General features: G+C 44.8%; 11 protein-coding genes. 8 read left to right on the forward strand and 3 right to left on the reverse strand.

The annotated features are described in order from the left end of the window. Window positions 1-133 precede the first annotated feature (133 nt). Window positions 134-391 (forward strand): hypothetical protein, encoded by a 258-nt coding sequence (locus HUJ19_RS12690; RefSeq protein ID WP_290624644.1) that lies wholly within the window; start codon window positions 134-136, stop codon window positions 389-391. 121 nt (window positions 392-512) lie between these two features. Beyond that, window positions 513-962 carry a VF530 family protein gene (locus HUJ19_RS12695; protein ID WP_290624646.1) on the forward strand — a complete coding sequence of 150 codons (450 nt, stop codon included), beginning with the start codon at window positions 513-515 and terminating at the stop codon, window positions 960-962. A 136-nt stretch (window positions 963-1,098) separates the two neighbouring features. Here HUJ19_RS12695 and HUJ19_RS12700 read toward each other — a convergent pair whose 3' ends face one another. Further along, complete coding sequence (locus tag HUJ19_RS12700; RefSeq protein ID WP_290624648.1) at window positions 1,099-2,403, reverse strand: LCCL domain-containing protein; 1,305 nt, start codon at window positions 2,401-2,403, stop codon at window positions 1,099-1,101. Window positions 2,404-2,623: 220 nt separating this feature from the next. Between HUJ19_RS12700 and HUJ19_RS12705 the strand changes: the two genes are divergently transcribed. Together HUJ19_RS12705 and HUJ19_RS12710 are read left to right on the forward strand one after the other, a co-directional pair. Further along, on the forward strand, window positions 2,624-5,830 hold the full coding sequence (locus HUJ19_RS12705) for an amidohydrolase family protein (protein ID WP_290624649.1): 3,207 nt from the start codon (window positions 2,624-2,626) through the stop codon (window positions 5,828-5,830). A gap of 134 nt (window positions 5,831-5,964) precedes the next feature. Continuing rightward, window positions 5,965-7,839 carry a GGDEF domain-containing protein gene (locus HUJ19_RS12710; RefSeq protein WP_290624651.1) on the forward strand — a complete coding sequence of 625 codons (1,875 nt, stop codon included), beginning with the start codon at window positions 5,965-5,967 and terminating at the stop codon, window positions 7,837-7,839. 280 nt (window positions 7,840-8,119) lie between these two features. Here the strand turns inward: HUJ19_RS12710 and HUJ19_RS12715 are convergent, their stop codons facing one another. After that, entirely contained in the window at window positions 8,120-8,596 is a 477-nt protein-coding gene (locus HUJ19_RS12715; protein WP_290624652.1) for a Dps family protein, read from the reverse strand. A 182-nt stretch (window positions 8,597-8,778) separates the two neighbouring features. Here HUJ19_RS12715 and tusA point away from each other — a divergent pair, with 182 nt between their 5' ends. Genes tusA through HUJ19_RS12735 form a run of 4 tightly spaced genes read left to right on the forward strand, consistent with a single transcriptional unit; the run spans window position 8,779 to window position 10,657 of the window. Further along, the gene (tusA, locus tag HUJ19_RS12720) at window positions 8,779-9,033 is read left to right on the forward strand and encodes a sulfurtransferase TusA (protein WP_290624653.1); all 255 of its coding nucleotides are present in this window, start codon (window positions 8,779-8,781) and stop codon (window positions 9,031-9,033) included. Between the two features lie 2 nt (window positions 9,034-9,035). Continuing rightward, window positions 9,036-9,629 carry a DUF1285 domain-containing protein gene (locus HUJ19_RS12725; protein WP_290624655.1) on the forward strand — a complete coding sequence of 198 codons (594 nt, stop codon included), beginning with the start codon at window positions 9,036-9,038 and terminating at the stop codon, window positions 9,627-9,629. A gap of 3 nt (window positions 9,630-9,632) precedes the next feature. After that, entirely contained in the window at window positions 9,633-9,866 is a 234-nt protein-coding gene (locus HUJ19_RS12730) for a hypothetical protein (protein ID WP_290624658.1), read from the forward strand. A 59-nt stretch (window positions 9,867-9,925) separates the two neighbouring features. Next, a complete protein-coding gene (locus HUJ19_RS12735; RefSeq protein WP_290624660.1) occupies window positions 9,926-10,657 on the forward strand; it encodes a L,D-transpeptidase family protein in 732 nt (243 codons plus the stop codon). Between the two features lie 81 nt (window positions 10,658-10,738). Here the strand turns inward: HUJ19_RS12735 and HUJ19_RS12740 are convergent, their stop codons facing one another. After that, window positions 10,739-11,287: a DNA-3-methyladenine glycosylase I gene (locus tag HUJ19_RS12740; protein ID WP_290624662.1), complete on the reverse strand. Its 549-nt coding sequence runs from the start codon at window positions 11,285-11,287 to the stop codon at window positions 10,739-10,741. Between the last annotated feature and the right edge of the window lie 459 nt (window positions 11,288-11,746).

An 11,746-nucleotide genomic window follows, 5' to 3' on the forward strand; every position in this document is an offset into this window, starting at 1 on the left:
CTGAGTATACCTCTGGATGCCTCAACGGAGGGGGCGACTTATGATTTTCAGAGTAAATTAAAGGAGTTTTTACTCTGACCCCATTAAAAATTCACCTCTTTATGGCGATGGAACGGCTTCAGGACTGGTTGTTGTGAATTTCGAGAAGGGATTATTGTATGCTACCGGCATCCCCGACTCTTGGTCATGGCTTGATAAGGATACGGTTGAGATTTGTCTTGCCGCGAAGATCCTTCGCAATGAAGTAAATTTTCCACCAATTGAGCGCAATTGCGCTCCTCACCCAATCACAGGAAAGCAACTGGACACTGATGAAGATGGTAATATTGATTTGGTTGAAACTTTCACCATCCTTAATTCATCATTCTATAAAGATCGACCCAGCCAGTGAACTTATCTTGGGGCATTAATGGACACGCACAACCCTCGGTTAACTAATTTATATCTATGGTTTTAGTTTCTCTCGCCTCGGCTATAATGAGCCATCGCTTCCCTTTTTGCTGGATATTGGTATGACCGATGAAATAAATTACAAGAATAACCCCTTGAATGGCGTTGGTTTAAAAGCCCTGGTCACTGAATTGGTGGATCACTATGGCTTTGAAATCCTTTATGCGTATTTGAACATCAACTGCTTTAAGACCAATCCCAGCATTGCTTCCAGCGTCAAATTTCTTAAAAACACCACATGGGCGCGAGAAAAAGTGGAAGCGTTTTATATGTATCAATACAAGAGCATACCGCAAGTGCCTGCCGACGAGTTACAGATTCCTCCGCGAGACCGGATCGTGCCAGACGACCAAAAACCGGGAAAACCTGCCGAGTTAAGCTTGGAAGATGCTGAACAGTTACGCGAAAAGCGCGAAAAAAAAGCGGCGGAATATGACGAGAACAAAAGAAATCGTTCGACAAAGCACACAAAGAATAGCAATGACCCTTGGGGACAGTGGAAGAAGAATTAATCACCTTAAAATATTTCAACTCAGGGTTTAGTTTTTTATACGTCGATAATTGCTTTTATAATTTTTGATTAGTACTTTGTAAGTGGAATTGCAGGGTAATCAAAGGTTACCCTGCATATAAAAGGCTATGTTATTTCTAAGGTAATGCTTCAACAAGCTCGATGGTATAAGGGTTCCTAGTCCGGTTGTAACTTTCTGACGTGATACCGTTTTTAATCGTCCCTTTAAAATAGATTCGATTGTCATATTTGGCAATTTTTACTATTCCTGCCTGCCCTTCTTTTAGCGCACCACTATGAACTGCAGCAGTTGCTACATCACTTCCACCGTAATATTGCTCATCACCATAAACTTTACCGTCTGTACCCCCAATTACAAAATAATGCGCGTAGGTTTTAGTCCTTAGATTTAAATCATCAAGCTCACCCTTAGCAATAAAAGCCTGGTGCTTTTCGATCAGTTTTTCATACTCTTTTTGTTTTTTTTGATAACTTTCAATCGTTGCTAACCTGTTAGCAAGGGCATCACCTTCTTTTTCTAATACTAGCTCCCATTCATTACGAGTACCATCAAATGATAATGCTCCATCAGCTGTCATTTTCCATTGAAACCTAGGCCCGACTCCAAATTGTAAAGAGTCATGCTCAACATCTTTAGTAAAAGTTAATGCTGCAAAATTTCCACTCTCGTCAATCTTGAACGATATGGGAACTATCAATTCGTCTGCGGGCTTGTTGTAATCACCTTTTCCCGCTCCTACTTGACCTTCGCCTGCTTCAATCTCTAATTGAATACCCAGTTGACCGCCTTTACGAGAAGCCCAGACTTTCCCGTTATGGATAGCTGGTTGTTTTGCTACCCATCGGCCAGTTAGTGCTTCTCTTAGATCAGCTATTCTCTGCTTACGAGCTTCGGCTTCTTCAGCTTCCTTTTTTGCTTTTAATTCTGCAGCGACACGCTGGTCTTCCTCAAATTTTTCGATAAGAGCTTTATGTTCGTCTGAACCGTCCATGACAAAACCAGATACGCCAAATTGACTCTCAGCTTTTCCATAAACAGGTGGGAAATTACGTTTTTCAATATAAACATCCCATTTTTCGCCATTCAACCTTGAGCTTGTGATAAGTGTACCCGTTATGACGTCCCCCTCTGAACTTATCTGTTTTACTACTGGCTTATCCAGTTTGAAACCAGTATTGATTTGCTCATAAAAATTCTCGGCATAACGGAGAGTTACTTTAGAGCGAGTCTGAAATTCAGGCTCAACTTTCGTTCCTAGGTTTTCTGCTACCTGAATTTCTACATCATCTACTTCTAATCCTGTTGGTAACTGCATTGCCAAGGCATTACCAATCTGCTCTGCAGAGGCTCCTTCGTCATTACTTGAACAACTTATGAGAAATCCAATGCACAGTAAGGATATTATTAATTTTTTTACCATTTCCCACTCCTTTGCCCTTGAGTATTAAATTTTTATATCTAACAAACACTTATGGATAATAAAAACTAATGTGGCTACTGTCAATCAGTTGCTCTAGCTTACCGTTTCTACCATTTAACCTTTTCTTACAATTTACTTGGCTGATCTTTTGCCTATTGGCTTTTGCCTCTCTATATTGCTAGGTTGAGTCATTTTCATTAACTAACGAAAGAGTCTGGCAATGAAGAAATTATCTATCTTATCCAGCCTGTTGGTGCTGTCTTTGGGGACTGTGGCGAATTCAGCTACGGCGGCAGACGAGGACAAGGCTAAGTGGGATGTGAACAACCCTCCCGGCACTCCTATTTTTGCGAATATTCAGGTCAATGAAGGCACCTGGATGAATCTTGATGTGAGCCCTGATGGCGAGACGATTGCCTTTGATTTACTGGGCGATATCTACACCATGCCGATGTCTGGCGGTAAGGCGACTAACATTACTAACAGCATGGCCTGGGATATGCAGCCGCGTTTCTCGCCTGATGGCAAGCAGTTGGCGTTTACCACCGATCAGGGTGGCGGCGACAATATCTGGGTCATGGATACCGATGGTTCCGACCAATATCAGGTGACTAAAGAGAATTTCCGTTTATTGAACAATCCTGTGTGGAGTCCTGACGGTAACTATATCGCGGCGCGTAAGCACTTTACCGGTACTCGCTCTTTAGGCGCGGGCGAAATCTGGCTTTACCATAAGTCAGGCGGTAGCGGCGTTCAGTTAAACAAGCGTCCGAATGAGCAGAAAGATCTGGGCGAGCCAGCCTTTACGCCTGACGGCAAATACGTTCTGTTCTCGCGCGATTCAACGCCAGGCGGTTACTTCGAGTACAGCAAAGACTCTAATGACCAGATTTATGAAGTGTTTGCGATTAACCGCGAAACCGGCGATATCGAAACCTGGATCGATGGCCCTGGTGGCGCGGTGCGTCCGACGCCTTCGCCAGACGGTAAGTTCATCGCTTTCGTGCGTCGTATTCGTGCACAAAGTGCTTTGTTCCTGAAAAACCGTGAGACCGGTGCTGAGTTCCCGATTTACGAGGGTCTTGAGCGCGATATGCAGGAAACCTGGGCGATTCACGGCGTTTATCCAAACTTTGCCTGGACTCCAGATAGCGACGAAATCGTGTTCTGGGCGCAGGGCAAGCTGCATAAAATTGACGTTGCTTCTAAAGAAGTGAGCAATATTCCTTTTGAGGTCAATGACCGTCGCGAAATGCGTCAGGCCATGACTCAGAAAAATGCTGCCTATGAAGCTAAGTTCAACGCGAAAATGCTGCGTTGGTTGCAGGTGTCTCCAGACGGTGATCAGGCCATTTTCCAGGCACTGGGCAAAATCTACACCATGAGTCTGCCAAATGGTAAGCCTAAGCGTTTAACCCGTCAGGATGAACATTTTGAGTTTTACCCGCGTTTTTCTGCCGACGGCAGCAAAATTGTTTACACCACCTGGGATGATAAAACTCTAGGTACTATTCGCGTGGCTTCTGCCCGTGGCGGTAGTGGCAAAGTCGTTTCTGAGCAACCTGGTCATTACACCAATCCAAGCATCAGCCCGGATGGTGAGACGGTTGTCGCACAGGCCATTTCCGGTGGCTACCTGACCAGCCCATTGTATTCGCAAGACACTGGCATCATCGCCATTAACCTTGATGATGATAAACAGTATGTCCTGTCCAAGCGTGGCAACAATCCATTCTTCGCTGGTAGCTCTGATCGCGTATTCTTCTCACAAACCACTCCAAGTGGCGAAACTTACAGCACTAAGTTGGTGAGCACTGACTTGAGCGGTAACGAAATGCAGGAGCATTATGAAGGCAACTGGATCAGTGACTTCGCAGTCTCGCCTGATCAACAGTGGCTAGCTTTCACCCAGCGTTATCAGGTTTATGTCACGCCATTTGTACAAAGTGGTAAAGCGATTAGCACTGGCCCAGGCGCTAATAACTTGCCGGTACGCAAATTCTCGAAATTTGCTGGTAACAATCTGGCCTGGTCTGAAGACAGCAAATCATTAGCCTGGTCACTGGGCCCGGACTTGTATCAACAAGCGCTTAATGAACGTTTCGAGTTCTTGAATGCAAAGACTGACGAAGATGCCGAAGCTCCTGAAGCGAAAGCAACCCGCATTAACTTTACGGTTGAAGCGGATAAGCCTGATACTTCGATTGCTCTTGTTGGTGCCAAAGTCATCACTATGGAAGGCGAGCAAATTATCGAAGATGGTGTTGTTGTCGTTGAAGATAACCGCATCAAGGCCGTTGGCTCTCGTGGCGATGTTGCTATCTCATCGGGCGCTAAGACCATTGATGTTGCCGGCAAAACCATTATCCCTGGTTTAGTCGATGTGCACTGGCATGGCCCTTACGCCAATGACCAGATCCAGCCTCAGACCAACTGGAATGCGCTGGCTTCATTAGCTTTCGGTGTCACCACAACGCATAACCCATCAGCGGATACCGAAGCGGTATTCTCGGCCAGTGAAATGCAGAAAGCCGGTGTCATTACAGCACCTCGTTTGTTCTCGACCGGTACTATTTTGTATGGCGCGAATCATTTCATCACTGCCGAAGTGGATAATCTGCAAGATGCGGTTGGTCACCTTGAGCGCATGAAAGCGGTCGGTGCCTTCTCGGTTAAGAGTTACAACCAGCCTCGTCGCGACCAGCGCCAGCAGGTATTGGAAGCAGCCCGCCAAACAGGCCTGTTAGTTGTGCCTGAGGGCGGTTCATTGTTTATGCATAACATTTCTATGGTGATTGATGGCCACACTACTATTGAGCACTCAATCCCGGTAGAAAAAATCTATGATGATGTGAAGCAATTGTGGAGCCAGAGCCAGACCTCATACGTGCCAACTCTTGGCGTTGCGTACGGCGGTATCTGGGGCGAGCGCTACTGGTATGACAAAACTAAAGTCTTTGACCATCCGTTATTGACCAAGTTTGTGCCGCGCGAAATTCTTGATCCTGTGTCACGCCGTCGCTATACCGCACCGGATGAGGATTACAACCACTTCAATAACGCTACGGTTACTGCTGAATTACGTGACTTAGGCGTTAAAGTCGGTATCGGTGCGCACGGTCAGCGCGAAGGTCTGGCAGCTCATTGGGAACTGTGGATGTTTGAGCAGGGCGGTATGACACCGCATCAAGCGCTCGAAGCAGGCACAATGGACGGTGCTAAGATCCTTGGCATGGCTGATGAAATTGGCTCTATCAAGGAAGGCAAACTGGCTGATCTGGTTATTCTTGACGCTGATCCACTGGAAAACCTGAAGAACAGTGAAAAGGTCAATATGGTCATGTTGAATGGTCGTCTGTATGATGCCCAGACCATGAATCAGTTGGCTCCAGAGGAAAAAAAGCGTCCTGCTTTCTTCTTTGAATAGTCTTTCTCAATAGATTATTTCAATCTTGCAATGCCGTAATGCAAATTTGCATTACGGCATTGTTCATTTTTGCATCAATTTGCGGTAAAGTGGCTTAATTCACATTCTACTAATACAACAATTAAGGGATTAATGTGTTAAAGCTCAAATCATTATTGATGGTGCTGTTATTATTGGGAAGCGCGCTGACCTTTGCCGCTGCACCAGCTAATAACTTGCCGTTACAAAATCAGCTCTACGCCATGGGCAAACTCTCTATCCCTGAAAGAAGTCAGGACTCCTTCTTTAACAAGTTACAAACGATTCTTAATAACCAACTTGATCCACACTCCGAAGCGCTGGCCAATATTCTTGTTGCGGACTATTACATCCATACCAATGATCCGCTGCGTGCCCGTGAATACCTGAACATTGCCAAACCATTGGTCAATGCCGTTGATCTGGCAAGCCTCTATCAGGAATACAACTATGTGCTGATGCTGGTCTTACGCACTGAGGGTAATCTTACTGACGCCAAACATACCGCCGATGCGCTATACCGCGATGTTCGCGAGTCATGGCCGGATAATAAGCTGAGCGATATTGTTTTAGAGCGGGCATACATCAACTCTTATATGTACCGCTATCAGGAAGCTTTCGAGCTAATGGAACTGGCACTATCTCACGCCTACGAAAGTAATGACCCGTTTCAACTGGTCGAAACTTACAACGTATTCGCGATTCTTTACGGCGCTCTCAATGATTATCCCTCCGCTATCGATTACCTGCAGAAATCGATTGAGATCATGGAAGCCAATCCTCAATTCACCCAAAATACTTATTTATACGTCAATCTTGCTGACTCCTATCGTGCCTCCGAGCAATTTGAGCTTGCCGATGAATATCTAAACAAATCATTTGAGATTGCAAGCAACACTAACGATGTTTCTCTAAAAGCCTATGCTCATCAGGTCAGAGGGCGCATGCTGGTGGATCAGGAAAAATATGAAAATGCCTTGAATGAAATCCTCTTATCGCAGCAACTGCACAAGCAAGTGGGTGAAGAGTTATTCAGTTTTGAAATTAATTCTGAGCTGGTAAAAATTTACACTGAGCTTGGCCAGCTTGATAAAGCACAATCACATCTGGAACTGGCTAAAGAATATGCTCGTCAGCTCGGCAGCCAAGATGCTCACTACATCAATCGACTGGAGAGCCAGCTTGCCTTTGAAAACGGTAACTTTGAAGAAGCCTACCAACTGCTTAACCAGTCTTATACTCAATATCGAACACAATTCAACGACAGTCTTACCTATGTTTCTAACCTCTCGCGGGAGCAGCTCGATCAGGAGCGGCTGGTGTTTGAGAATAAGTTGTTAGAACAGGAAAATAAACTGAACACTCAGTACGTCGAAGAAAGCAAAAAGTACAGTTATATCCTTTGGGTATTAATCCTATTGTTGCTGCTTGTGGTTGGTATCGCGCTCTGGATTATGCTGCGTTACCGCAGCCTGGCCAGAGCCAATCATCGAATGGCCTTTACCGACAATCTGACTAAACTCCCCAATCGCCGCCATGTGTTCCGCACATTAGAGCTTCAACATAAAGCCACCGGGCAGGGGCGCAAACCCTATAGCGTCATTCTTTTTGATATCGACTTCTTCAAAAGCATTAACGATCGGTTTGGTCATAATGTCGGCGACAGAGTGATTCAGGCCACCCGCAATATCTGCGAAGCAGTGTTAAGGGAAAGCGACACAGTGGGGCGAATCGGTGGTGAAGAATTCCTGATATTACTACCTGATACAGATATTAAAGCTGCCTACACCATAGCCGAACGACTGCGCGAATACTTTGAAAGCTATAACTTCGACGATATAGCGCCAGGTTTAACCGTCACCTCCAGCTTTGGCGTCACTGAATATATGCCGGAAGATGAGACACTGGATCTGGTTATCAATCGTGCCGATCGTTTGTTATATAAAGCGAAAAATGAAGGGCGTAATCAAGTGATGGCGAGTTTTGCTTGAGTTTTATACTTGTTTATTTTCAAGTATGCAGAATGTTGTACCTGAAAATCTTAGAAAATTTCATTCCTGGTGAAAGTAGCGCTATTCGTTCAAAAGTCTCAAGAAGTATCACTGCTAAACACATAGCACCAATACCCCTTTGATTGAGCTGAGTTATAGCCAAGACATAGCAATTCAAATCTTGGATGATTTGAATAGTAAAATTCGGGCAGGTGACCGAAGGAAATGCCCGTGGTGCGACCGAAGGAAGTGCCCTCGGTACCGCGGTATGACAGTACTATTACTTCTGCAAATGAGATCTTAACATCCATGCAGTTTTTTCATGCACCACCAAGCGATCTGAAATCAGGCTGGCTGAAGATTCGTCATCTGCTTCCTGTGCCAGTGGCAATATTTCACGTGCGGTTCTAACTACCGTTTCATGGCTGTCCACCAAGCGCTCAAGCATTTCTTCGGCACTGATGTTGCCTTCTACTTCTTTGATGCTGGTTAACTTAGCGAATTCTTTATAGGTTCCTGGTGCCAGTATTCCTAATGCACGAATACGCTCTGCAATGTCGTCCACTGCTACCGCTAACTCGGTGTAGTGAGTTTCGAACAGGGTATGCAATGACTGGAAGAATGGCCCAGTGACGTTCCAGTGAAAATTGTGAGTTTGCAGATAGAGGGTGTAGGTGTCTGCCAATAGACGTGATAAACCATCGCCAATTTTTTCGCGATGATCTTCATTGATTCCGATATTAATTGCTTTATTCATTGATATTCTCCTTAAGTCTCTATTTCACAACCATGCTAACCTAATCACTTAATTAGTTAAAATCAATCTTATCTAATGAATTGATATATAGTCACTATCTAAAGTGGTATTTGCTTCATGTCAGCGGTGAAAAAGTCTAAAATTCGCACAATTCCAGCATACAGCAATTGTTTTACCACACTATGACACAGCTCAACTTTGATCAATACGACCGCAAACTTGATGCACTCGGCCTGCGCTGCCCTGAGCCTGTGATGATGGTGCGCCTCAATGTTCGCAAGATGGCGGATGGTGAGGTTTTGCTGGTTGTTGCTGACGATCCTTCCACTACCCGCGATATTCCCAAGTTCTGTACTTTTATGGATCACCAGCTGATTGGCAGTGATACTGAACAAGCTCCCTATCGTTACCTGATCAAAAAAGGCTTGGCAGCTTAACAATGAGTAGTTCAGACCCCGATCAACAAACCCGCCCTTCTAAAGATCTTGGCCAGATTCTGGCCGAGCTCGAGAAATCCAGCGACGGGCAATCTTTACCACCGGTTGAAAAGTGGGACCCTGATTTTTGCGGCGATATGGAACTGGTCATCAAACGTGATGGTAGCTGGCATTATCAGGGCTCGCCCATTGGCCGCCAACGCCTGGTCAAACTATTTTCGACAGTCCTGAAGAAAGAAGACGATAAGTATTTCCTGGTTACGCCAGTGGAAAAGCTGGGGATACGAGTGGAAGACGCCCCCTTCTTAGTGATCCGCATACAGGTTAAGGAATCTGTCGAAGGGCCAGTCATTAGCTTTGAGGATAATTGCGACAACCAGATTATTCTCACCAAAGACAACCCAATCTGGGTTGAATATGATTCCAAAACCGGTGAGCCATCCCCTTATATTATGGTACGTCGTAATCTACACGCCCTGATTCACCGCAATGTCTTTTATGAACTGGTGGAACGCGCCGAAGAAAGAGTCATCGACGATCAAAAGCATCTCGGTGTTATTTCAGCCGGTGAATTTTTCAGCCTGGGCACCATATAAGCAATGGTTCGATTTCAGGCGCTGCCCAAAGTTACCATCATCTGCTATATCATTTCGGTGTTGATTATCGGCTTTGTACTTGCTGAACAATTCGGCGAATGGGATCTGTTCAGCCGCAAAGTCAAAATCGGTATTCTAGTTAGCGCAGCCATCATTGGTGTCTTTGGTTCCATTGTCAGCATCGCTAAACAACTCGCCGGTTATCTCAAACGAAATAAACCTTCGGCAAAAGATTAAGATTTGCCGCGCTCAAATGATTGAGCTACAGTTAAAAAAATTATTTAGCTCGGATGCCCATGAAACACATTCTTTCTCTGGTCTTTCTTCTTGCCACGCTTACCGGAATTTACCTTATTTTTAATTATGGTCGCGCTTACTGGCACCCTTTATACATTAAGGTTGCTGGAGCTCGCACTGTTGAGGATGTGATTCAGACTTATGGCGAGGAAGCCCGAGACCGAATGGCTCCATACTTTGCAGCCGCTGGCTCAAACTATCCGCCTGACTCTGTGGCGCTGATAGCCATAAAAGAAGAAGCAAAACTTGAGCTATGGGACACCTCAGCAGCAAACCCGGTTTTCATTCGCAACTATTCTGTGCTTGCTCAAAGTGGAGTCGCCGGACCCAAACTGCGCGAAGGCGATATGCAGGTTCCTGAAGGCATCTATCGAATAGAATATTTAAATCCCAATAGCTCTTACCACTTATCTATGAAGTTAAATTACCCGAATGATTTTGACTTAACGCATGCTAATGCAGAAGGGCGAAACGAACCGGGTACTAACATCTTTATCCACGGTAAGGCTGTATCAATAGGATGTTTAGCCATGGGAGACGAGGTTGCGGAAGAGTTATTTGTTCTGGCCAGTGACATTGGCCACCACAATATAGAGGTCGCTATCGCCCCACGAGATCCAAGAAAGAATGAGTTATCACCTATCCCTGAGCTATCCTGGACAGAAGAGCTCTATCAGGATTTAACAGCTTACTTTGCACCTTTCGTAGCGAAGCCATCAGCAGGACCTTAGTTATATAAAGATCTTACACCGGCTCTTAAATACCTGGCGATAAAAAGACGTATAACAAAACTCAGGGTAAAAAAGATGTTTTTATTTTTTAAAGCAATCCATCGTATGGTCATCCACCATCCCGGTCGCCTGCATAAAGGCGTAGCAGATAGTAGAGCCGACAAACTTAAAACCGTCTTTCTTCAATTGCTTGGACATGGCATCTGACTCAGGCGTAGTGACAGGAACTTCCTTAAGACTTTTCCAGTTATTAACAATGGGCTCACCACCAACAAACTGCCATAAATAGTCGCTGAAACTTTGCTGCTCTTTGATGCGTAAATAATTCTGCGCATTGACGATAAAGGCATTCACTTTAAGTTTATTACGGATAATCCCCGCATCGGAAAGTAACTGTCCCCGCTTAGCTTCATCATAGAGTGCTATTTTTTCAGCATCGAAATTATCGAACACCTTGCGGTAGTGTTCGCGTTTTTTTAGCACCGTAATCCAACTAAGACCTGCCTGCGCACCTTCCAGACACAGCATCTCGAATAATTCCCGATCGTCATAAGTCGGCACACCCCATTCGGTGTCATGGTATTCAATATAAAGTGGATCATCGCTGACCCAGCCGCAACGTGTTTTCATTTTTGCTTCTGATTATTTAAATTACACAAATAGTATCACGCTCTTCTTAATTAAACATATAGCACCAATAACCCCTTTTGATTGAGCTGAGTAGTAGCCAAGACATAGCAATTCAAATCTTGGATGATTTGAATAGTAAAATTCGGGCCAGGGATGGAACGTATTTTACGGTGCGTTAAGTGGCTTGGCGGATACGAAGGGAGTTGAGCAAAGCGAAACCTCAATCACGGGGTGGTCTTCTTTTGGTTACTTTTCTTGACCACCCAAGAAAAGTAACTCGCCAAAAGGGCGAAACAACAAGCCAAAGAATAAATATAGTCACTGGATCCCGCTATCAAGTAGCGGGATGACAAGTGTGGAAGAGCCTCAATCAGGATTAAAGCTACAACTATCTCGATATTTCACGCTTTAAGGTTAGAAAATGACCTGAATTACCGTATAATTTCGCTCTTTGCACAA

The organism is Kangiella sp., from assembly GCF_014762745.1.
Lineage (GTDB): Bacteria > Pseudomonadota > Gammaproteobacteria > Enterobacterales > Kangiellaceae > Kangiella.